Below are 22,363 nucleotides of genomic sequence, written 5' to 3'. Positions count from 1 at the left end.
AACACAACCGCCCCACCCACAACCGCTAACCCCCACCCCACCGACCAGCCAAAACAACGCTGACCAGCACAAACACCAACCGAGCCTTTACACGCTAACGAAACCCACAACAAACCCGGCCCCACTCAGCGCACACGACACAACCCCAGCTCACACCCCGAACTACCCGCTGGAACCGCGCACCCGACCTCTCTCAACAAACCCACAACACACCAGGCCAACAAGCCCCCGATACACCAACAAGCCCCCCTCCGAGCGTTACCACGATCCGCTCCCGCTGGGAGGAACTGGCCGCCACCGCGTTGAAGGAGCGGGCCACCTTCAAGGACTTCCTGGCCGACCTGCTGGAAGCCGAGTGCCTCCAGCGCGAGGAACGCAAGAAGGCCCGGCTGGTCAGGGAGGCGAACTTCCCCCGCCCCAAGCGGCTTGAGGACTTCGAGTTCGACAAGAACCCGAACATCGTTCCCGAGCAGGTCAACACCCTCGCCGACCCGGCCTGGGTGAAGGCCGGCCTGCCGCTCTGCCTGATCGGCGACTCCGGCACCGGCAAATCCCACCTGCTGATCGGGATCGGCACCGCGATCGCCGAGGCGGGCCTGCGGGTCCGCTACACGACCACGGCCAACCTCGTGAACGAGCTGGCCGAGGCCGCAGACGAGAAGAAGCTCAACCGGACACTGGCCCGATACGGGCGTGTTGACCTGCTCTGTCTGGACGAGTTCGGCTACCTCGACCTGGACAAGACCGGCGCGAAGCTGCTGTTCCAGGTCTTCACCGAACGCGAGGAACGACGGGGGATCGCCATCGCGTCGAACGGAATATCTGGCCCAGACCCAGAAGAGACGCCGCCAAGGCTGACAGGGCCGGTCAGACACAATCCCAATCATGCGCGAGCATGCGTCGGTCCCGGGAAACAGGCTCCGGGAGCGGGTTCGTGGGCGACATACTGGCCGCTGTGACGACTTACGAGACCAAGACGCGATGAGCACACCGACCCTGGTCGTCGTGAGCGGCGGCCCCGGCACAGGGAAGACCACGCTCGCCCACGAACTCGCCCGTGTCCTCGGATGCCCCGCGATCATCCGTGACGAGATCAAACAGGGCATGGTCATGTCCCATCCTGGCTACCAGAGCGGCGGCGACGATTCCCTCAACTACCCGACCCTGGAGACCTTCTTCGGAGTACTGAAGGTGCTCCTGAAGGCCAGCGTCACGGTGGTCGCTGAAGCTGCCTTCCAGGACCGGCTGTGGCGGCCGAACCTCGAGCCGCTCACTGGCCTCGCACATCTCCGCGTCATCCGCTGCACCACCGACGCCGACATTGCCCACGACCGCATCATCCAGCGCGCCAGGGAAGACGCCCACCGGGCCGCCCACGGCGACCAAGACCTGCTCGACTCCATCGCCGTCGGAGGACACTCTCTCGACTCCTTCGTCCCGATCTCCTTGGACGTCCCCACCCTGACCGTGGACACCTCACACGGCTACCAGCCAGCTTTGCCGGACATCGCAGCCTTCGCCCGCGCATCCGTCCACGATGGTGCGTCACCCGAACGCATGATGGAAAGCTAACGTCACGCTCTGAGCGAAGTTACTGACGATCTTTGCGTTATATCGCCGAACGGTTAGAGAAACAGCTGGCCAGGCCCCATGGAGCCGCGCGACATCACGCCCGGAATCTCAGTAACCGACAAGCACACACAGAGGTCGGCGCCCCTCAGGGACGCCGGCCTCTTCCATGCTGAGCCCGCCCATTCTCCGCCGACCGAGCCAATGCCTATGCCCGACGTCCACCGCGGATCGGAGAATCCGACGGTCCCGGATCGAACACGGGTCGAAATCCTGCGGTCCGTCGAGCCTGTCGGGGGCCCTCCGTCCGGTCCGGATCCGATGCGTTTCACGCTACCGTCCTGGCCCCCCACCACGGCCAGAGAACCCACCCAAACGGGGTGGAGCCAAAACAACTTGCCGGAGCCAGGTTGACGCCCCTCAGCCGGGCCACGTCACACCCCAAGTGGAGCCACTTCCAGTGTCGAGTGGAGCCAAAACAACCTGTCACAAACACAGAGCAAAGACTGCCCAGGGCAGCATGGTCATGAGCGCGCCCGAGACGTCGTCTGCACTGAGATGTGCTCCGGCCAAGACCGCGGGCACCGCGAGGAGCACCGCGAGGCACCCATCTGGCCAGGCCGATCGCCTGAATGGACCTCGCAGAGATGGTCGCCGCAGAACGCGGTTCGACCGAAGCGGCCCTGGACCCCGAGTACAACCGCCCTGCGTCGGCCATGCTGAGCATTTGCCGTGCCCTGGCGGCCTGGCGGCGGCGGGCGAGGTAGGCGTCCCGGCGGGCGTTGCCAATCGCGTCCAGCAGCGGCTGGCGATGGTCGCGGCCGAAGCGCCAGAAGGCGGACCCGGCCGGGCCGTGTTCGCGCAGCTGGTCCAGCGTGGTCGCCACGATCGGGATGCAGCGGTCGTAGGAGTGGTAGCCGCCATCGGGATGCCACCGGCCCTGCCAGTGGTGACGGGTGAGGTCGGCGACCCGGGCCATCTGGTTCTTGGCGGAGCGCTGGCCGGCCTCGTGGAGGACGAGCAGGACCGGCGGGTGCACCCGCTCGTACTCATCGGCGGCGGGCGCGGACCAGCGGGTGCGCCACAGCGGCTTCTCGATGCCGTCGGTGTCCTTTTCCTGCCGCTGGAAGAACCGGGCGTACTTGTCGAACTTCTGGGCGATGAGGACGGCTTCCTCAGTGCAGTTGTCGGCCTCGATGAACAGCAGCGGCACCCCGGCCTCCGGGGCGGTCAGGACGATGTCGGCGCGGGCGCTGCCGATCGCGGGGTTCTTCCAGGTGCCCTTCACCGGGAGCGCGACCTCGGTGGCGTAGGAGGCGAGGGTGCCGATCCCGTCGGGTGCACGGGCGGCGGCCCGCGCGGCCGCGACCGCTTCGGCCGGCTCCCGCATGACCTTGTTCAGGTTCGGCTTCGGGCGGATCAGCGCGATGACCGTCTCGTTCACCGTCATCGGGTGCGAGGCGCCGGAGCGGCCCGCGCTCTTGGGCATGCCGCCCATCTCTTCTATCTCGCGGTCCAGTTCGATCGCGGCGGCGGCCAGACCGTCCTTCGTGAGCAGCCGGGTCTCCTCACCGCCCCGTGTGCGGCCGCCGTCGACGGCCAGGCCGTGACGCCGAAGGTCGTTCACCGCGGCGCGGTGGGAGGCGGTGCGGGCTTCCTTCTGCTTAGCGGCCGTCAGCTTGGTCGTGTGCCGGTAGGTCAGGTGCGGCGAGGACAGCCGCTGGATCTGGTCGGCGGTGGCGACCTTGAGCACCCCGAGGACGCGCAGCACATCCGCGCGCAGGTCGTTGCTCGATCCCGCCTCGTTCTCCTTGCGCTTGCCCGCCATCAGGCTCGCCCTCCCGTCGTCCGCGACCGGCCAGCGGCCGGGCGCCGGCCCCCGGCCGTGGAGGGAACCGGGCCCCCGGACCCGATAATCTCCCCCACCACCGACAACCAACTCAGGTCATAGGGGAGAGAAGAGGGTTGTGACGATCCCGTGCGGGTCCGAAAACCCGTGGTGACAAGGGGAAATACCGGGTGTGGGGCTGCCGGGCACGGAGGTGGCATCGGCAGTGGGAACGCAAGCGCCGGCGGCAGGGCCTCACCGAGGCTTGCCCAGCAGCCGACGCGACGGGCGCGGCCAGGCCGGGCAGCGACGGCGAGCGGGGTCGGGTTCCAGGATCGCGGCCGCTCGGAGCGGCGGGAAGGGGTGGGTCGGTCGGGGACTGGCACGGTGCCCTCGTTCCTCCGGCCTGCTGGCCGGGTCGGTGGTCGTCCGGCCCGCGCGCGGATGTGCGCACGGGCCGGGGCCACCGTGAGGAAGGACCCCTTGTCCGCGGTCTGACGGCCAGACCCGGCAGGTGTCCGTTTTCGCCTTGACCAACCCTTGCAGTGGGGTTTTGTCCGTGGCCGACGCCACAGCGTCCGGCCGGAGTTCAGCGGGCGGGACGGGTGCTGGACGGCGAGGCTCCGCGCCGCCAGTCCGAGGGCTTCTGGCCGCGGAACGTCTCGCCGCTCTCGATCCGGGCCTTGTTCCGGGCGAACTCCCGCTCGGCTGCGGACATCTGCCGGGGCGCGCAGCCGGGGTGGCCCCAGCGGTCGGTCACCTTCGTGATGACCTCGCCCTTGGCGTAGTCCTTGAAGCAGGCCGGGCAGGTGCCCGGGTAGGCGGCGCGTACCGAGCCGCGCGGCAGCGGCACCGCCTTCTTCGCCGCTGTCTTCTTCGCCGCCTGCGCCCGCTTGATCGCCTCGCGCTGCGCCTTGCCGGGCCGCTTCTTCGGCTGCTGCCCGCGTGCCGCCTTCGCGGCCTTCTGCGCCGGGGTCTGTCCCACGCGCGGATCGTAGACCGGCTCCTGGCGGCCGTCGCGCGCCACGCGCACCAGCCACCGAGAACAGCGGCGCGCGGAGGCGCACCGGTAGGCGCGCGGCGCGATGAGTTGCACACGATGCACCGCACTCCCCCACCGGGTGGAGCGCACCGGGTGGACTCCACTGAGCACCGTCAACCACCTCGCCAATCTGCTGCGGCGCCACCTGAAGGCGATTCGCTCCAGGTGGCGCGTCCTGCCGCCTGGGAAGATCGCGGTGATCGTCCTGGCCGTGCTACGTCACGACCAGCGCCTGGCCGACATGGCCGGCGGAAACAATGTGTCCGAATCCACCGTCCGCCGCTGGCGCGACGAGCTGATCGGTCTGCTCGCCGCTCAGGCAGGGTCGGGAGGTGGTCCTGATCGACGGCACCCTCATCCGCACCCAGCGTCACACCGGCAAGGCCGACCGGCGAAACTACTCAGGCAAGCACCGTAGCCACGGCCTGCACTTCCTCGCCCTGACCGACGAGAGGGGCCGCCTGATCTGGATATCCGCCGCCCGACCCGGCCGCACCCACGACAACACCGCCGCCCGCCACGACCACATCCTGGCCCACCTGCGCGCCGCCGACCTCGGAGCGCTGGCCGACCTCGGCTTCCGCGGCCTGGACAACGACATCCTCGACCCCGTGATCGTCACCGGCTACATCGCCACTCGTACCCACAAGCTCACTCGAGGCGAGAAGGAGGCCAACCGCGTCCTCGCCGTCGGACGAGCACCGGTCGAGCACGGCTTCGCCCACCTCAAGAACTGGCGGATCCTCGCCAAGCTCCGCACCGACCCCGCCCGCGCCACCCAACTCCTGCGCGCTTTGCTCGTCCTGACGAACCTCGAAGTCAACCGCTGAGCTTGTGATTCAACGCCTGCTTTGAGGACCGGCCAACTCGGTGGGGAGATGTACCGACGCGTCGTCACTCACAGAGGTCACCCCGAGGTCACTGCGCATCACGGTCCTCATGGCCCGCAGCAGGTCCCAGACCTCCGCCTGGGCCCGGAACGCAGCGGCCATTGTCTCCTCAGGGGCGGGCGTTTCTCGCTCCAGGCGTTTGACCTGGCCGTATACGCTGTTCAGGGCTTTGTTGACCTCACTCGCAGATGCGAGCACGTCGTCAGGGGCGATCATCTGCGCTTGGGAGTACGTGTCACGGTGGGCTCTTTTTGCCTCATCGAGCGCTGCTCGGTCGGTCTCCTCGGCCCTACGTTCCTGCATGACATGCAGGAACTGACTGAGCGCCGTGGTGAACTGACGTGCGTCCCGATTGAGCTCCACATAGCAGGTGCGTCGAAGCAGGAGGTTATCGCGGACCTCTTCATGGTCCCGAACTAGCTCTATCTCCCGAAGTTTTGCCCGCTCAGAGGCACGTTGAGTAAGCAACGATCCTCCCAGTGTTCCGGCCACACCTGCCACCGCGATGATCACAGAGCCGAGATCCACAACACCCCTCGAAGCCGCTTACAGTCCACTGATCGAGTTCCGTACCAGACGTTAAGCGGCAAGCTGACGGACGATCTACCCCGCAGACTCCCGCCCATGACCGGCGTGAGCACCCCGAGAACCAGTCACACCAGCCCTTTGACCTGCGTCTTCAAGTTGGCGGAGGCCCACTCCGGTGCACCACCGTGGTCTCCACTCCCCGAGTGGACTCCACTCCCCACCCGCATCCGATCCGTGGGCGCCGACGCGGCCAGCGATCGGCGGTCAGCTCGCCATCATGGCCTGGAGGTCACTGAGCGACAGCTCGTTCGTGCCACGGTCCGCCGCCTTGCTCTGCGTCCACGCGAGGATCGCCGGGTGGGCGTCCTCGTACTGGGCGCCGGCGATCGTGTGCTGCCCGTCGGTGGTGGCGACCTGGGTGAGGTAGGCGGCCAGGGCGTGCGGGCCGCCGCCGTTGTAACCGATCTCGTAGCCCAGGCCGTTCCTCTGCGGGAGGACCGACAGAACGCCCTTGTCCGTCCGGGCCCAGAACAGACCGCGGCCGGTGTAGAAGCGGCTGAAGACGTCGTCCGGGCGCAGTTCGAGCGGGGTGTACGTCGTGTAGCTCCACTGGTCCGTGCCGCCGGTGCCCGCGTGCTTGAAGTGCTCGCCCACGACGGGCAGCCCGAACTGGGGGTCGTAGAAGGTCCGGCGGCACAGGCAGCCCGATCCGCGGATGGCGGAGAGGCTGTCCTTGTCCTCCGTGACGCACGGGTGGAATAGGTCCGGGATCTTCTTCGGGTCCACGAGGGTGCAGTGCATCGCGTTGAATTCAGACAGACGGTGCTACAACGGGGAAAAGGAAGCATCGACCGGCAATGGCTTGACTTGGCAGCGGAGCAAGCTGGCGCATGGTGAGGTTGGTGCGGCAGTACACCGCCACCAGCAGTACCCGGTCCTCCAGCCTCAGCGCCCACGGACGGCCCGGCCGGTCCGGGCCCAGGGCCCTACCACCCTCACGGTGGACAGCCCGCACCAGACGCTGGAACTGGCGCGGGCGAAGCCCAGTGAACACCTCTAGGAGATCACGGCGTAGGGGGGATCACGTCGGCCCCTCACCCGTCGGCCGCGGTCGCCCCGGCTCCAAGCACCACCTGATCGTCGACCGCTACGGAACCCCGCTCGCCGTCACCCTCACCGGCGGCAACCGCCACGACGTCAACCAGCTCCTGCCACTGCTGGATGCCATCCCACCCATCCGTGGACTTCGGGGGCGCCCTCGCCACAAGCCCCGGCGCCTGTACGCCGACCGGGGCTACGACTTCGACAAGTACCGCCGCCTGCTGCGGAAGCGCGACATCAAACCCGTGCGACGCGGCGTCGCCCATGGCTCCGGACTGGGCAAGGTCCGCTGGGTGGTCGAGCCCGCCTTCGCCTGGCTGCACCAGTTCAAACGGCTCCGCATCCGCTACGAACGACGCGCCGATCTCCACCAGGGCCTGCTCGAACTGGCCTGCAGCCTCATAAGCCTCCGCCGCCTACGAACCTCATCCTGAGCCGATCAGTTGGCTACGCTGAACCACCCCGGCCGCACCTCGGTCAGGAGCGGTTGCAGCGACTGCACTGCGCACCGTATGTCCTGATCCGTGACGTCAAGAGGCTCCGGCAGGCTCAGTCCATACCAGCGCAGTCGCCAGAGGTCGAAGATTTCGCTCCCGTCGGCTGCGAAGTCCACATCGACCTGAGTGCCGCTGTCGCTAACGAAGAGGCACCCTGCCCCATGGACCTTGTAGGAGTAGGTGCCGATGTGATCACTCCGGCTGATCCGGCGCGAACGGGCCAGGCCAACGACGTCCGCCAGTTGCTCAAGCGAGGGGATCGCCATCCTCATGGCCTCATCAATCGCCTTCAGAGCGCGGACGTAACCGAGCACGAGGTCTCGCGCAGCCCCAACCCGTTCCATACGGAGTCATCCCCCCTGAGCCCGTGGATGAAGGGATTGTTCCATGGGCCGCCAACGTCTCCGCAGGACGGCATTCTGAACCGATCAGTAAAGCCTGTCTCGTAACTCCGGTTCGGGTGCGACGTTGAGCTGGCTGTGCAGGTCGTCACCGCTCATTGAGAGCCCGGACGTGCGATCCGTCCACGGAGCAGTCGTCCAGGTCCAGCAGGTTGGCGCGGCGAAGCTCGGTCAACAGGGCGGCGTGCAGGCGGGGCCAGACGCCGGCCTCGGTCCAGTCCCGCAGCCGACGCCAGGCCGTCACACCGGAGCAGCCCACCGCCTCCGCAGGGACATCACGCCATGCAACACCGGTCCGCAGTACATACATCACACCAGCGAGTGCCACTCGGTCGGGAACGCGCAGCCGCCCGGGGTGGCGATGGCGCCGTTCGGGAGCAGGCGGCAGCAGCAGGGCCACCCGCTCCCACAGGTCGTCAGGGACAAGATCAGCACGCATCCCGGACACCCTGCTGACCAAGATCGTCGAGCGCAAGACCCCCAGGTCAATTCGCTCTGAAACGATCAGTTAGTCGCCGACTTCCCGACCCCAGGACAGCTCCAAACCTGACTTTGCAGCCGCAGATGCCACTCGCAGCTCTTCCCATTCGACGGCCTCTTCGAGTGCACCCTCAGCCAAAATCTCCTCGGGGCCCTCACTTACGGAATTGACGCTTTCGCCGACCGCCTGAAGCAAACGATAATCCTCGCCATTCAGCGAACCGTCAGCCATTCTGGCGCGAGCCACGTGCAGCAAGTCGTCGAAAAGAAGCAACATTTCATCTGCTCCCACCCCCGACGTCTGCAAGTACTGCAACTGTTTTTCGGGCTCCGCGCTGAGCAGATCCAGCACGGAGATGACCCACCGCCGAAAGTCCGTCAACTTCCGATCGCCGGTCATCGAATATTTCTCCCCCAGATCCCCTTCAGGACCCACGACTCTCCAGTAGGCACCCTCACCATGATGGCCGCCTCCAGGATTCCATCTGAGCATCCTTCCAGTCGGGTCTCCGCGACCTGTATATTTGCGAATTACCCAACCGCCGTCAGAATTCTTACCTCTACCTAAGCCCTCTTCGACCCATCCCTTCCGACCTGCAAAGAATGGGCGAACCTGGTCCGGTGTGACGCCACCGCTGAGGGCCGATGGGGTATCGAAGATGTCATCTTCCGAACGAATCCCTGGAAGCTGGCCAGCCTCCTCGCGCGAGCTGCCTGCGCAAACGCTCACCATCGGCGGCACTTGTGGGGCAACTGGAATTGTGCACGAGGACCGGAGTCTCGCCCGCCAGCACATAGTACGTGTGCTACGCGGACGCCCGACCCCGCGCCCGCCCTGGCCCTCGCCAAGACGCCTGCCACCGGCTCCCGCCCGGCCCTGCCCGCCGCCCTGCTGAGTGCGGCGCGGCGCATCGCGGACACCCACCACGCCGAGCACGGAGCGCCGGTCACCGCCGCCCAGCTCGCAACCCGCATGGGCGTCGCCCTGCCGGTGGCCACCGCCGCCCTCGCTCAGCTCTGAGCCACCCCGGCCACCGGCCGGAACTCCTCTCCCTGAACCCCACGCCCACCCGATGGGGCTGGCTCGCCATGCCCCGAGCAGCACCAACACACCCATATCCACCGCCGGTTACTGCTCCGGGCCACACACCCGACAGAAGGGACACGCCCCGAATGGTCACCCTGGACCTGCGCCACGTGGCAAGCCCCGCCGTGCGGGACCTGCTCCACCTCGTCAACCACCCCGACTTCGACCACGCACAGCAGCAGATCGAACACCTCGGTGGCTGCACCGAACCCGTCCGCCTGACCGGCCACACCACCACCGTCGACACCACGACCGGCGAGGTACTGCGCTCCTACGCCACATCCGACGAGCCCACGGGCAGCCTGCTCACCGCGTGCGGCAACCGCCGCGCCTCCCGCTGCCCGGCCTGCTCCCGCACCTACGCCGCCGACACCTACCACCTCATCCGCGCCGGCCTCTCCGGCGGCAAGACCGTGCCCAATGCCGTCCGCACCCACCCCCGTGTCTTCGTCACCCTCACCCCGCCGTCCTTCGGCCCCATCCACAACCGCCCCACCACCCCGGGCGGCGACGTCCGGCCCTGCCGATGCCGCAAGCTCCACGGCCCCGCGGACCCGCTGCTCGGGACGCCGCTGAACCCGGCAACGTACGACTACGCGGGCGCGGTCCTCTTCAACGCCCACGCCGGAGCGTTGTGGGCCCGCTTCACCACCTACCTGCGCCGGGAGATCGCCGCCCGGCTCGGCATGACCCAGAAGGCCGCCCACGCGGTCCTGCGGGTCTCCTTCGCCAAGGTCGCCGAGTACCAGCAGCGTGGCCTGGTCCACTTCCACGCCGTCATCCGGCTCGACGGCCCGAACGGCAGCAGCCAACCCCCGCCGCCGTACGCCGCCGTCGCCGTGCTCACCGACGCCGTCCGCGCCGCCGCCTCGCGGGTCCGCGTCAGGGTCGAGTCGGACGCGGTCGGGGAACGCGAACTCTCCTGGGGCGAACAGCTCGACGTACGCGAGATTACGGCCTTCGGCACCGACGCCGAATTCACCGACCAGGCCGTGGCCGCCTACGTGGCGAAGTACGCCACCAAGTCCGCCGATGCCTCCGGCACCCTCGATCGTGCCCTGTTCTGCCGTCCCTGCCAGGGGCGCGGTGCCACCGTCCTCCCTAACGGAACCTCGCTCCCGTGCGCCGTCTGCGACGGCACCGGACAGGCCCGGCCATTGCCCCGGCTCGCTGTCGCTCGGCACGTGCGGCAGATGATCCGCACTTGCTGGAGCTGGGCAAGCTGCCGGAGTTCGCCGATCTCAAGCTCTGGAAGTGGGCTCACATGCTCGGCTTCCGAGGCCACTTCTCCACCAAGTCCCGCGCCTACTCGACCACCCTGGGCGCGCTGCGCGCCGCCCGCCGCGCCTGGCGCACCGAACAGGCCCGCGCCCACGCCGACCTGCCCGAGCCGGACCCGGACACCACCCTCGTCGTCGGCCACTGGGCCAGCCAGGGCTCGGGCTACAGCCCCGGCGGCGCGCTCCTCGCGGCCCACGTCTGGCATCGCCGGGAACTGGAACGTCGGTTCATCGCCGAAGGGGGCTGCGGATGAACGCACAGGAACCCGCCCCACGCCGGCGGGGACTGAATACGCCGGAAGAGCTGCTGACCGTGCCCCAGGTCATGGCCCGCCTCCAGCTCGGCCGCTCCGCCGTCTACGACCAGCTCCGCACCCGCCAGCTCGCCTCAATCACCCTCGGCCGCGCCCGACGCATCCCCGCCCACGCCCTCACCGACTTCATCCGCACCCGCCTCGACCAGGAAGCCGCCGCCTGATGACCACACCCCGAGACACCCCCGCCTCCCGCCGTGTGCGCGCCAACGGCGACGGAACCGTCTACCAGCGCAAGGACAGCCGCTGGGAAGCCGCCGGATACGTCCTCGCCCCCGGCAACACCCGCCGCCGTGTTCGCGTCTACGGCACCACCCGCAAAGACGCCCTGGCCAAGCTCACCGAGAAGATCGCCGCCAGCAACCGCGGCCTCCCCGTCCCCTCCGCGCAGGGCAGCGTGGCCCCGTACCTGACGTACTGGCTGGAGAACGTCGCCATCCACCACCTCCGCGAGAACACCCACACCCGCTACACCACCTGCGTCCACCGGTACCTCATCCCCGGCCTTGGCAAGAAGAAGCTGGCCAAGCTCACCGCCAAGGACGTCCGCACCTGGCTCAACCAGCTCCGCACCACCTGCCAGTGCTGCACGCGCGGCCTCGACGCCCGGCGCGACCAGCCTCGCTGCTGCGCCGCCGGCCAGTGCTGCCACAAGCTGCTCTCCCCGCTGACGCTCACCTACATCCACTCCGTGCTCAAGTCCGCCCTGGAGCACGCCGTCCGGGAGGAAGAGATCCCGCGCAACGTCGCCCGCAACGTCCGCACCGGCACCCCACGGCCCCGACGCTTCGAACCCCTCACCGCCGGCGAAGCCCGCCACCTCCTCACCGCAGCGCGCGGACACCGGTTGCGCGCGCTGTTCGAACTCGCCCTCCACACCGGACTCCGCAAGGGCGAACTCCTCGGCCTGCACTGGGAAGACCTCGACCTCGACGCGGGCACCGCCGCAATCCGCCGAACCTTGCAGCGCACCGCCGCAGGCGGGCTCACCACGCTGCCCACCAAGACGCGGGCCTCCGAGCGCCGCATCGCCCTTCCCACCCGCTGCGTCCACTCGCTGAAGCTCCACCACGAACAGCAGCAGCGCGAACATGAGGCCGCGGGCACCACCTGGCAGCACGACGGGCACGTGTTCACCACTGCGCAGGGCAGACCGATCGACCCGACCAACATCACCCGCACCTTCACCACGCTCCTCCGCAAGGCCGGCCTCCGCCGCATCCGCTTCCACGACCTCCGCCACTCCACCGCCACCCTCCTCCTGGAACAGGGCATCGAACTCGTCGTGATCAAGGAACTCCTCGGCCACGCCCACATCGGCGTCACCGCCACCGTCTACGCCCACGTCCGACTCCGCCTCCAGCGCGACGCCATCGACGCCCTCGGCACCGCGCTCGGCAGCCCGGAGAGCAGCCATACGGCCCGGGACGAAGGCGATGAACCGCCACCCTCCGCCGTCCCCGTCCGCTGACGTTGCCGTCAACTACTGCCGTCATGGCCCACGGGAGCCCCACCTACGGGGCTCCCGTTTTGCTTTAGCGATTTACCGATCAGCCCACGCCGACGCCCGGCACGTGTCGCATAATGTCTCACATGAACTCTCTCGCCCCCACGGACAGCCCGAGCCTGCTGCAATTTCTGCGGAGGTGGTACGGCGCCCCGAAATCACCCAATGCGAGACTGGGGGAATCGCCTGACGCACCCAGGGTGCTTGTCGAGTGGCATGAAATCTCTGCCCAGTGGGGCGGGGAGATCACTTCACACAACTACGCCATCCCCCTCGCAGAACTCGCAGCAGAAGACGGAAAGATTCCGTTCTGGGTTGAGAACCAAGGAACTTGGGTTTGGGCATTCGACCCGGAAAGTGAAGATTGCTCCGTGTATGAACGAGAGCCGTCCGACGAACCGACCCCGTGGCGACGGACTGGCGAGCGGCTCTCAGATTTCTTGATTCACGCCACGATCCTGGAGGCAATCCTGGGGGCTCCTGCGACGAAAGTGGCGCAAGGAGTCCCGGCAGATTGGCTCTGGTCTCGGGAAGGAAGCCATGAGCTCCCCTTCCCTGCGTGGAACTGGCCGGCCCGCGATTCGCGCATCCTCCTCGGCGAGAGCTGGCTGGCCCTCGTCCACCCGAGCGACGATCCCGACGCGGGTCATGACATCACCCTCGCAGCGAGGGCGCCAGGCGATCTCTCCTGGGCGGAGAATATGCCAGGAGTCAAGTGGCGCTCATACTCCGGCGTTCAGGACTACACAACCGATGAACCACTGCCCTGGTAGATAGTGAAACACGAATCGGCGGCCGATCCACCTGGATCGGCCGCCGATTACTTTCCTGACTCAGTCAGGAAGTCCCGTGAATTTTTCAGTCCCACGCGGCGAGATCACCCACAGCTGAACACCCTCGGGCAGCATGTCGGGCAATGTGCTTCTACATGTTCCGCAGGTCCCCGTCGGGTAGTCGATGTAGAGCACGGCCTTTCTGATACCTGGATTCATACGCAAGAACGCTGCTGCGTGAGTCTCCACGTGCTCCCCGTTGGCCTTCGTACGACCTGGGAGGTTCTTGAGAAGTCCCGACTGGCCACCTGGGCCGCTAATCATCGGAAGCTGATCGGTTCCGACGTCAAGGATGCCCACAGTGCGCCGGGGATAGTCCTTCTGCAAGTCCTTCAGGTGAGGTCCACAGTTTGCATTGTGAACGAGGACCGGAGTCCGTCCCGCCAGCACATAGTACGTGTGGAGGCCCTCGACGGTGAGATCCCGCATGTCGCGCTGGCCGGGGATCTTGCGTTTGGCCGTGAGTACTACCGAGTCGCTGTTTGGAGTGCGGATGCGGTGACCTGGGACGAGCTGGCTCACCTTCAGCCACTTGCGCACTGTCTGATCCCACAGGCGGTGGCGGGAGGTGGTGTGCAGAGTACCGGTGTTGCCGCGGCTGTCCCGAATGGTCAGGTCGACTAGGTCGTCGTCAGAGTTCTTGAAGGTGGCGATGACTCTCTTGGAGCCGTGATGCCTACCTGTGGCAGGGTCTGCCGTCTTTACCTGATCCCCGACCTTGACCTTATCTATGCGTTTGGTCTTTCCGTTCTTCATGAGGACTGGTGTGGAGGGGGCAAAGCTGCATCCCCCGAGTGCCTTCGCGAGCGGAGCCGCCAATCCCTCGCTAAGGAGGACCGGGAACATTTCAGCCGCACTCTTCATCGCGCCATAGGCGCCCGCGTCGATTCCGCAGCGCTTTGGGTTCTCGAGACAGTATGTGGCTGCGACGGTCCGGGCTTTGGCGAAGTCGTGTGTCTCCATGTACACGCGGAATGCTTCGCTACATGCGCTTCGGCCGATGCAGGCTTGGGCTGTTCTGTCACCGTCGCCTACAGGGGCGTCCCAGAAGCCGCCGCCCTGGGTAGTACCGCCGTAGTCGGCCCAAACGATGACGAGACGCCAGCCAGGCCAGTTGTTCTCGCTCGGCAGGGCGGCCATGAGGGCACCGGCCGCGCCGTCACCTCCAGTGCCTGATCCTGCGCCGGTTCCGCCCCCGCCGCCTCCGCCGCCTCCGCCGTTCGTTTCGTGCTCGCATCCCGGCTTGCCGCATTTCTCGCCGTTGGGCGCCGCCCACATCAGGCCGGTGGGGTCGCTGTAGTTGATGGGGTTGTTGCGGCTGTAGCTGTATGCGGAGAGGTTTTGCGGGTCGTAGGGGGTGGTGAGGGGGTCTGGGCTGAGGAAGCGGGCGAGGCGGGGGTCGTAGGCGCGGGCTCCGAGGAGGGACAGGCCCGTGCTGGTGTCCTCGGTTTTGCCGAGGAAGCCGTTGCTGGTACCGGTGGGCAGGGTGCCGCTGCGTTCGGCGCCGAAGGGGGTGTATCGGCGGCGGCTTGAGGTGCCGGTTGTGGCGTCGATGGCGATTTGCGTGGAGGCCTGGGTGTCGGCCATCAAGTAGGTGAGTTTGCCGCCGGCAGTGGTGTTGTCCGTGGTGGTGCGCATTGCCACGGTGGAGCCACCGCAGGCGTAGTAGCGGGTGGCTGTGGTTTTGATGCCGTCGGTGCTGCGCAGCTCCATGCCGGGGAGGTAGACGACGGTCTCGCTGGGCGTGGTGCGGACCAGGCGGTTGCCGTCGGCGTCGTAGGTGTATCGGGTGAGCTTGGTGCCGGTGGAGTCGGTGGTTTTGACGGTGGCGAGCTGGCCGAGCGGGGTCCAGGTGTAGTCGGAGGTCTTCGCGGGTTCGAGATGGCGGGTCATCCGGCCCGCGTCGTCGTAGGTGAGGGACTCCGTTCCGGTGGTGGTGCTGGCGGTGATGGTGTTGATTTTTCGGACGCCGTGCGGCTGGTTGGCGTTGGCGGTCGTCCAGGTGCCGGCGTCGTCGTAGCCGGGGTAGAGGTAGTCGCGGGTGGTGGTTTTGCCGCTGGCGTCTGTACTGGTGGTGGACTGCAGGTTGCCGAGACGGTCGTAGCTGTAGGCAGCCTGGTAGGGAGTCTCACCTGCGAAGTCGGATGTGCTGGCCGTAGTGCAGGCGTCGGTGCGGGTGTAGGCGCTGGTGAGGCGTGCCTGCTGGTCGTACTGGAAGCACTGTGACTGGGCTGTCTGGCCTGTGGGCTGTTCCCGTATCTGGGTGATCTTTCCGTCGGCGTTGTGGGAGTAGGTGTCCTTCTGGGTTTCCTTCTGGGCGTATTGGCCGACGGTGGTGGTTGTGGTGAGGCCGGTCAGCCAGCGGGTGCCGTGGGCGGTGTCGTAGGTGTAGGTGCGCTGTGCGGTGACGGTGGTGGGATCGAGGACGGAAGGGCCGTAGTAGCGGCCGGCCAGTAGGCCATAAGCGTCGTAGGTGGTCGTCTTGACGTAGGTCTGCGTGTCGGAAGCCAGTTTGCTGGGCTGGCCGTAGGTGTTATAGGTGGTGGTGACGGTTTCTTCGTCGAGGCCACCGGCCTTGGGGTAGGTGACGGCAGTGATGTGGTCGGCGGAGTCGTAGGCGTACTTGGTGGTGTAGTCGCCAGAGAGTCCATTCACGTTGGTTGGGATGCTGACGGTGGTGTTCAGCGGGCGACCGCGGCTGTCGAAGCCTCCGGCGCTGACGGTGTAGGTGTTGCCGTCCGGGTCGTGGCTGGTCGTGGCAGTGATCTTGCCTTTTCCGCCAGTCACGCCCATCCCGTCCCAGGTCCACCTGGCGAGTTCGGTGGAGCCGCGGCTAACGGATGTTTCGCGGCCGAGAGCGTCGTAGCTGTAGGTGAGTACTGTCTTGGCCCAGCCCGTGGCCGGATCGAAGTTGCTGCTGGCCGTGGTGATGCGGCCGTTGTCGTCGTATTGGGTGGTGGAGAGACCGGCATCGGGGTCGTTGACTCTGGTGCGGTTGCCGGCCCAGTCGTAGGTGTAGAGGGTGTCGTTGCCGCGCGGATCGGTGATCTTGGTCAGCGCACCCTTGGCGTTATAGGCGTACTGAGTGGTGAAGGTCGAGCTGCCGCTGTGCTCGACGACCTTCGAGGTCTGCCCGTACACGTCGGTGTAGGTGTCGGTGGGAGCGGACACAGCCGGTGTGACGGTGGTGTGGTCTCCGTAGTAGGCGGTCTGTACCCGGCCTTCGGCAACGCCGCGTGCAGTGGTTCCGTCCCCGACGAGAATTTGGGACTGCGTGGTGCGGCCGGCCCAGTCAAGGGTCAGATCGGTGTAGGACGGCAGGTCCTCGACCTTGGGGCTGACCGGGCCACCCGAGCCCGCCGTCCCTTCGCTGCGGAACACTGCCGAGGTTCCCGTGACGTTGCCGGCCGTGTCGTAGCGGGTCACCGCGACCTGCCGGTTGGGGACCTCCGCTCCCGTGGAGTCGGTGCCGTCGGGGAGTGGGGTCTGCGTTTCGCGGGCTCGGCCGAGGCCATCGGAGTAGGCAAAGGACGACAGGTAGGTCGTGCCGGACTGCAGGGTGGACGTGGCCACGCGGGGGTAGCCGTCGACCGAATCCGGTACGCCGCCGATGGTGGAGGTGGGGATGGTGTAGCTGTATTTCCGCGATGGCGAGGTGCCGGTCTCGGTGGGCTGCCAAATCTCGGTGGTGCGGCCTGCCGCGTCCAGGGAGATCTTGGTGATGTTCCCGTTGGGATCCTTTGTCTGGTACGCAGTGCCCCAGAAACGGGACATCCAGACGGTGCTTGTAAGCGGCCCGCGTCCGCCAGCGAGCCCGTCGGGGTCGGGTGTCGTGGTGGTGACGCCGTTCAGCGGCCAGGTGTAGTTCGGGTCATAGGTCGTGGTGGTGCGATTGGCGTCCGCGTCCTCGGTCCAGATGGCCCGGCCCGCCTGGTCGAACCCGTACTTCACCTTCTGGTATGTGCCAGAGGTGGTGTAGGTGCGCAGCTCGGTCGGATTGCCGTCTACGGGCTTGTTGCCGGCCGCGGTGGAGGCGTTGTCGTACAGGGTGGCGGTGTAGCCGTCCTGGTTGGACTCGCCACGGTCGGTGCAGCCCGTGGTGTAGTGCCGGGTTTCGTCGACCACTACCGTCCAGCGCTGAATGCTGGTGCCCTCGTACAGGTCCGTGTTGTAGGCGCGGCCGAGCGTGGTGCAACGGTTGTCTGCGACTCCCTTTTCGCCTTGGTCGTCGGTGCGCAAGGGGAGCCCGTAGAGGGCGGAGGTGTCGGTGCTGTCGTCGTACTCGTTCTGGACGATGTGGGTGCGCCAGCCGGTCGGGATTTTCGTCTCGGTGGTGGTCTGGTCTTCTCGGACGAAGCGGGCGTCGGGCAAGCCTTCGTACTGGGCCGTGTTGTGGGTCCAGTAGTGGTGGAAGACGTGCGCGTGGGAATTGCCGGCATCGTCGCGGCTGGAGGTCTCGATGGTGCGGCCCTGCAGCCAGAGTGAGTCGGTGTAGGAGATGCCTTCGCCGTCGGTGACCGTGACGGAGCGGGTGGCGGAGGGGTCGGTTTTGGAGGTGCGGTCACCGTCCAGGCCGCGGTAGAGCCAGTGGAAGGTGGACCGTTTGACTGCGCCGGTGCCGCTGGTGACCTCCACACGCTGGTAGCCGCGCCAATCGGACCAGGATTCGTCCTCATCCTTGACGAGAGGGTCGTTGGCGAATCGCCAGCCGGCTCCGCCCTGATAGTCGTAGCTGGTGGTCATCTCCGGGGCACCATCCTGGTTGCTGGTGACCGTCGGGTCGACGGTCACCTTGGTGACCAGGAACTTCTTGAACCAGCCCTTCTTGGCCTCTGTCTCTCCCTCAGGAGTCCACTTCTGCCAGAAACAGTCCTTGGTGTTGGAAGACTCGGTGGGCAGGCTGTCCGCGCTGCACGGGTTGGGTGAGCCGTAGGTGACCGTGGTGGTGGCGCCGAGGTCACCGTGAATGGTGTCGATGCGGCGGAAGTTCAGTTCGGTGGAGCCGACCTTGTTGTCCAGGTCGATGCCGTTGAAGTTGATGACCGGCAGGACGATGTCCGTACCCGACCCGTAGCTCTTGCGCTGCACGTAGTCCAGCCACAGTGTCTTGCCGATCGACCCGTCGGGGTTTGGCAGGCCGTGCTTGGTCTGGTACTGCTGCACCAGGTCCCAGCCATCCATGCTGGTGCTCAGCACGTAGGTCTTGATGTCCCACAGCATGTCCTTGCTGAAGAACGTCGGGTAGTACGTCTTGCCCGCGCAGTAGTAATCGGCCGACGTGCCGTCGCACATCAAGTCGACCGGCACGTCCGGATACGAGGTGGGGCTGGAGGAGATCGACGGACACGGTTTCGGCTCGCTACGCAGCGGGTCTACGTCCGACATGCGCTCCACGCAGCGGCCTACGTGGGTCAGCTCGACCTTGCCTGTCGGCTTGGCGTTCGCGATCTGAGTCGGCCAGCCGTACTCGATGGAGGCGAGGTAGCCGCTCGCGGTGTACTTGCGGGCCTTGTCGGTGTTGGCGACCGACCGGTAGTAGTTGTACTCCTTGTCGTAAAAGTAGACGGACTCCACCTCATTGGCATCCGCCACGCGGTCGAGGTTCCATCGCCAGGCCTGGGCACACGGCTCGGGGAACTGATCGTGGCACGGCTCACCGGGATCGTTGCCGACGACGGGCTCGGTGAACACCGACGAGGTCGCGACCCCAGTGCGTTCGGAGCGTCCCCAGCCGAAGTAGTAGCGAGTCCCGTCCTGGGCGGAGATCACCCAGTACTCGTCATCCGCACCGTGTCCACCCGTCAGGTGTTGCACGCGCCAGCCCGGGTCGTCCTGCACGTGATACGAACCAGTGCCGTTGTTGTCCTGCACCAGCGTCGAGGTGACTCCGTTGAGGTTCACGGCGTAGATCGCGCCGTCCGGCTCCTTGCTGGAGTTCGGGGAGTCCCAGCACATGTCGCCGATGTCTTTCAGCCCGTCCTGGGTGCAGTTTTGGTATCGGCGTTCGATGTAGCCGGTGCCCAGCTCCCAGCCCATACCGACCCATGAGGCCTGGTTGTTCGTCGCCGAGGTACGCCCGTCCACCGACTGCGAGTTATAGGACAGACCCAGCGAAGGCGCCGACCCCATTGCCGGTGCCGGCAGACTGACCGGAAGGCTGTAAGTGAAGGCTCCCGACCCAGTCGCAACCCCCCATGATCCGGTCGGGGAAAGGGTGGACGCCCGGTAGTCGCCCTTGTCCGAGGACGATCCGGTGCTCAGCGCGTACACGGAGCTCGATCCGCTGTCCAGTTGCGTGGACAGGCCGTCGGTATCGGGCTCGGCCTCTACCGTCGCAGTCAGCGTGCCCTTCACAGTGTCGTTGTCGACCGGCACGAACCCACGATCGGTGCACCCCTCAGCCTCGGGCGTCTGCAGCGCACACGCCGGCAGCTTCATCAGCCGCAGCCGAGACGCGAAGTCGCCGCCATAGGCGTACTTGAAACCCGAGTAGTCGATGGCGACCTGGACCTGCCCAGGCGACGTCACCCCGTCAGTACGTATCACCTGCAGTCCCAGGCCCACGCCACCGGCCACGGCGACGTCCTCGCGGTCCAACACCCGGACACTAACCTCGTCAGGGGATACCGTCTCCGTGTCACCGGCGGGCTGCGTCGACGCCGGCTCCGACGGCTGCACCGACGGGCTCTGACTCGTATCGGCACTCACGGAAGCACTGGCGACCGCCTGAGGGCTGTCCGAGTCGACGGGGGTCGGTGAGGGCGTGCCGTCGGCCACGAGCTGTGCGCGAGACAACTGGGCAGTGGTGCCGGCGTCATCGGCAACGGGCGCAACCTCCACCACGTCGGCGACCTCCGTGGAATCGCCACTCACCGACGCAGACGGCTCGGGCGTCACGGTGCCCGGATCACCGGGCGCCACCTGCGACAAGTCGACCGTCGCCTCACCGGCAGCCGGCCACTTCGGGGCCGGCAGCGCCTTACCCGCTTCCTCCGCCTGCTGCGCCGGAACCGTCCCCAGCGACTGCGACGGCACCAACGGCGTTGGATCACCCCCCGCCGCGGCCGCCTGCTGCGGCGCCACCACCGACACCGTCGACAACAAACCCGCCAGCACCGCACCCGCCACACCAACGGAAAGGAGGCGCGCACGCCGAGCAGCCATCACAGCTCCCACCCCACACCAGCTCCCGCGCACACGCAGGAGCCAGCAGCCCAATACAGACAGAACACACGCCAACCAACCGAACTGACGTGCCACACCGCAGCCACGGCCAGCTCAAGCCAGAAGTTGATCAGTGAAGCGAGACTGTAAATCCTGTGAAGTACCCGTGAACAGGGACAACAACTTCCGGTTCCCAAGTCACCACGTGATCTCAATCACGAACCAGTGCTCTGACGCGGGAGCGGTACCGGCTGAACAGGCCACGCACCAGCCGCTCATCCCTCGCTGTTCATGCCGTCCAGCGTTCCAGGCGCGGTCGCGGATCGCGTCGGCCAGACGGCCGCGCAGCAGCCAGTTCAGCTTCCTCTCCGCCTTGTCACCCTGCTCGATCAGCGACGCCTTCGCCTGCCTCAGAGAATCGTCCTGGGCCAATGCGGCCTGGGCGCGGCCGGCCAGTTGCCAGACCCCCCTGATCGTGCCTCTCGGCGAGGGTGCGGGACATGCCGAAGTCCATGACGGCCTGCTTGAACTCGCGGGACGTGCGCGGCCGCGTGGCCAGGATTCCGGCGGCCTCCACCACCTCGTCACGGTGCTCGTCGCGTTCGGCGACCGCGCCTTCGTACTCGCAGACCTTGAGGCGGTGGGCCTCGCGCTCGTGTCTGCAGAGCAGGCCAGAGCGCCCGTGCCAGCCGTGGTTGGCGGTCCTGGCCAGCTTCTGGAGCTGTCCGATAAAGCGGTGTTTCTTGCCAGAGGCGCGGGTGATCGGGGCGGAGCCGGCGTAGGACTTGAGCGCTCTGGCGTCGGCGAAGCGCGACCGGTCGTCGCCGATTTCGGCGGCGACCGGTCGTCGCCGATTTCGGCAACAAGCCCTCCTCGCTCGTGCCACCACCACGCCGGTCCTCGTAGCCCAGCATCCGCACCCTGGCACCGCCGGCCCCACCACCGGCGAGCCGGCACAACACGGCGAGGACGACAGCAACGACGACCTCGACGACGACACCCGCCCCGCCGCGGCCGCCGGCTTCGGGCTCTACGACGCATACGAGGAAGCCGACAAGTGGTGAACACCCGCCCCCACCGCCCAGCGCACCCGCCGACGCGGGCAGCGACGACACGGTTGAACCTTCCTGGCCCCTGACCACCTGGCAGGGCTGGCACCGCTTCGCCGCTTCGCCACCACCGACCCGCCCGCCCCGCCCCGCCCCAGCCCGATGACCCGCCCCGCAGCCGCGACGAACGCCTCGCCTCCCACTCCGCGTTCGTCACCATCCGCACCCCCGCCATCCACACCCTCGCCACCCAGGTCCGCACCCTGATGATCCTCGGCCGCCACCAGCAGCCCACCGCACGGCCCTCCCTGATCGTCACCGGACCCGCCGCAGCCGGGAAACCCACCGCCCTGCTGAACGTCGGCCGCGCCTGCCACCTCGCCCACCTGCGCAAACACCCCGCACCGCCCGGATCAGCCCACGCCACGGCACCCGTGGCGTACGTCCTGGTCCCGCCCGGCGCCACCGCGAAAACCCTCATCACCGAGTTCGCCCGCTACCTCGGCATCCCGTAACCACCCGCATGACCCAGACCCAGATCACCGACGCCGTCTGCCACACCTACACCGCCGCCGGCGTCCAACTCGTCCTCATCGACGAAATCCACCGCCTCAACCCCCGCACCACCACCGGCGCCCAAACCGCCGACCTCATCAAAGACCTCACCGAACGCCTGCCCGCCACGTTCGTCTACGCCAGCATCAACGTCACCGACACACCCCTGTTCACCGGCACCCGCGGCGCCCAGCTCGCCGACCGCGCCACCCTCATCACCTGCGGCCCCCTCCCCGCC

At 67.1% G+C, this 22,363-nt stretch carries 14 protein-coding genes and 6 pseudogenes; 9 read left to right on the top strand and 11 right to left on the bottom strand.

The genetic code is table 11. The features are described from left to right. Positions 1–302: 302 nt before the first annotated feature. Together ABZ576_RS33825 and ABZ576_RS33820 are read left to right on the top strand one after the other, a co-directional pair. Positions 303–959 carry an ATP-binding protein gene (locus ABZ576_RS33825; protein WP_360749770.1) on the top strand — a complete coding sequence of 219 codons (657 nt, stop codon included), beginning with the start codon at positions 303–305 and terminating at the stop codon, positions 957–959. Between the two features lie 22 nt (positions 960–981). Next, entirely contained in the window at positions 982–1,572 is a 591-nt protein-coding gene (locus ABZ576_RS33820) for an AAA family ATPase (RefSeq protein WP_360749768.1), read from the top strand. Positions 1,573–1,897: 325 nt separating this feature from the next. Here ABZ576_RS33820 and ABZ576_RS33815 read toward each other — a convergent pair whose 3' ends face one another. Next, positions 1,898–3,397 carry a replication-relaxation family protein gene (locus ABZ576_RS33815; RefSeq protein ID WP_360749765.1) on the bottom strand — a complete coding sequence of 500 codons (1,500 nt, stop codon included), beginning with the start codon at positions 3,395–3,397 and terminating at the stop codon, positions 1,898–1,900. A 589-nt stretch (positions 3,398–3,986) separates the two neighbouring features. Continuing rightward, positions 3,987–4,382 carry a hypothetical protein gene (locus tag ABZ576_RS33810; RefSeq protein WP_360749762.1) on the bottom strand — a complete coding sequence of 132 codons (396 nt, stop codon included), beginning with the start codon at positions 4,380–4,382 and terminating at the stop codon, positions 3,987–3,989. A gap of 389 nt (positions 4,383–4,771) precedes the next feature. Between ABZ576_RS33810 and ABZ576_RS33805 the strand changes: the two genes are divergently transcribed. Continuing rightward, positions 4,772–5,269, top strand: a complete 498-nt coding sequence (locus ABZ576_RS33805; RefSeq protein ID WP_360749759.1) for a transposase family protein — start codon at positions 4,772–4,774, stop codon at positions 5,267–5,269. Positions 5,270–5,278: 9 nt separating this feature from the next. Here ABZ576_RS33805 and ABZ576_RS33800 read toward each other — a convergent pair whose 3' ends face one another. The 3 genes and pseudogenes from ABZ576_RS33800 to ABZ576_RS33790 all read right to left on the bottom strand — a co-directional run. Continuing rightward, positions 5,279–5,857, bottom strand: coding sequence for a hypothetical protein (locus tag ABZ576_RS33800; protein ID WP_360749756.1), 579 nt, complete (start codon positions 5,855–5,857; stop codon positions 5,279–5,281). 264 nt (positions 5,858–6,121) lie between these two features. Further along, positions 6,122–6,658, bottom strand: coding sequence for a hypothetical protein (locus ABZ576_RS33795; protein ID WP_360749753.1), 537 nt, complete (start codon positions 6,656–6,658; stop codon positions 6,122–6,124). Between the two features lie 46 nt (positions 6,659–6,704). Next, positions 6,705–6,911: pseudogene (locus tag ABZ576_RS33790) on the bottom strand (IS5/IS1182 family transposase); the annotation flags it as partial. Here ABZ576_RS33790 and ABZ576_RS33785 point away from each other — a divergent pair. Further along, positions 6,904–7,392 (top strand): annotated as a pseudogene (locus ABZ576_RS33785) (IS5 family transposase); the annotation flags it as partial. The pseudogenes ABZ576_RS33790 and ABZ576_RS33785 overlap by 8 nt on opposite strands. Positions 7,393–7,397: 5 nt before the next feature. Here the strand turns inward: ABZ576_RS33785 and ABZ576_RS33780 are convergent. From ABZ576_RS33780 to ABZ576_RS33770, 3 genes and pseudogenes are all read right to left on the bottom strand, one after another. Then, positions 7,398–7,721, bottom strand: coding sequence for a hypothetical protein (locus tag ABZ576_RS33780; protein WP_360749750.1), 324 nt, complete (start codon positions 7,719–7,721; stop codon positions 7,398–7,400). Positions 7,722–7,956: 235 nt separating this feature from the next. After that, positions 7,957–8,295: pseudogene (locus ABZ576_RS33775) on the bottom strand (transposase); the annotation flags it as partial. Between the two features lie 69 nt (positions 8,296–8,364). Next, complete coding sequence (locus ABZ576_RS33770; protein ID WP_360749747.1) at positions 8,365–8,688, bottom strand: hypothetical protein; 324 nt, start codon at positions 8,686–8,688, stop codon at positions 8,365–8,367. An 821-nt stretch (positions 8,689–9,509) separates the two neighbouring features. Here ABZ576_RS33770 and ABZ576_RS33765 point away from each other — a divergent pair. The 3 genes and pseudogenes from ABZ576_RS33765 (at position 9,510) to ABZ576_RS33755 (ending at position 12,488) form a co-directional block, all read left to right on the top strand. Further along, positions 9,510–10,957 (top strand): annotated as a pseudogene (locus tag ABZ576_RS33765) (replication initiator). Further along, positions 10,954–11,181, top strand: coding sequence for a helix-turn-helix domain-containing protein (locus ABZ576_RS33760; RefSeq protein ID WP_360749744.1), 228 nt, complete (start codon positions 10,954–10,956; stop codon positions 11,179–11,181). Before ABZ576_RS33765 ends, ABZ576_RS33760 begins: the two are co-directional and overlap by 4 nt. Next, a complete protein-coding gene (locus tag ABZ576_RS33755; RefSeq protein ID WP_360749742.1) occupies positions 11,181–12,488 on the top strand; it encodes a site-specific integrase in 1,308 nt (435 codons plus the stop codon). The genes ABZ576_RS33760 and ABZ576_RS33755 overlap by 1 nt, the downstream gene beginning before the upstream one ends. An 869-nt stretch (positions 12,489–13,357) precedes the next feature. On the opposite strand, the gene ABZ576_RS33750 is transcribed toward ABZ576_RS33755, so the two are convergent. The 3 genes and pseudogenes from ABZ576_RS33750 to ABZ576_RS33740 all read right to left on the bottom strand — a co-directional run. Further along, positions 13,358–20,521, bottom strand: a complete 7,164-nt coding sequence (locus tag ABZ576_RS33750; protein WP_360749739.1) for an RHS repeat-associated core domain-containing protein — start codon at positions 20,519–20,521, stop codon at positions 13,358–13,360. Between the two features lie 198 nt (positions 20,522–20,719). Further along, positions 20,720–20,953, bottom strand: coding sequence for a hypothetical protein (locus ABZ576_RS33745; protein WP_360749775.1), 234 nt, complete (start codon positions 20,951–20,953; stop codon positions 20,720–20,722). Between the two features lie 292 nt (positions 20,954–21,245). After that, positions 21,246–21,362 (bottom strand): annotated as a pseudogene (locus ABZ576_RS33740) (transposase); the annotation flags it as partial. Between ABZ576_RS33740 and ABZ576_RS33735 the strand changes: the two are divergent. Both ABZ576_RS33735 and ABZ576_RS33730 read left to right on the top strand, forming a co-directional pair. After that, positions 21,307–21,585: a hypothetical protein gene (locus tag ABZ576_RS33735; protein ID WP_360749772.1), complete on the top strand. Its 279-nt coding sequence runs from the start codon at positions 21,307–21,309 to the stop codon at positions 21,583–21,585. The pseudogene ABZ576_RS33740 and the gene ABZ576_RS33735 overlap by 56 nt on opposite strands. Positions 21,586–21,655: 70 nt before the next feature. Next, a pseudogene (locus tag ABZ576_RS33730) lies at positions 21,656–22,363 on the top strand (ATP-binding protein); the annotation flags it as partial.

This window comes from Streptomyces sp. NPDC013455 (genome assembly GCF_040632975.1).
Classification (GTDB): Bacteria; Actinomycetota; Actinomycetes; order Streptomycetales; family Streptomycetaceae; genus Streptomyces.
The sequence above is the reverse complement of the archived record's forward strand: the minus strand, read 5'-3'. Positions and strand labels throughout refer to the sequence as shown.

Excerpts from the sequence above, each read along its gene's own strand:
- ABZ576_RS33820 (WP_360749768.1), top strand. The coding sequence starts at position 982 with ATGAGCACACCGACCCTGGTCGTCGTGAGCGGCGGCCCCGGCACAGGG.
- ABZ576_RS33815 (WP_360749765.1), bottom strand. The coding sequence starts at position 3,397 with ATGGCGGGCAAGCGCAAGGAGAACGAGGCGGGATCGAGCAACGACCTG.
- ABZ576_RS33795 (WP_360749753.1), bottom strand. The coding sequence starts at position 6,658 with ATGCACTGCACCCTCGTGGACCCGAAGAAGATCCCGGACCTATTCCAC.
- ABZ576_RS33780 (WP_360749750.1), bottom strand. The coding sequence starts at position 7,721 with ATGGCGATCCCCTCGCTTGAGCAACTGGCGGACGTCGTTGGCCTGGCC.
- ABZ576_RS33760 (WP_360749744.1), top strand. The coding sequence starts at position 10,954 with ATGAACGCACAGGAACCCGCCCCACGCCGGCGGGGACTGAATACGCCG.
- ABZ576_RS33755 (WP_360749742.1), top strand. The coding sequence starts at position 11,181 with ATGACCACACCCCGAGACACCCCCGCCTCCCGCCGTGTGCGCGCCAAC.
- ABZ576_RS33750 (WP_360749739.1), bottom strand. The coding sequence starts at position 20,521 with ATGGCTGCTCGGCGTGCGCGCCTCCTTTCCGTTGGTGTGGCGGGTGCG.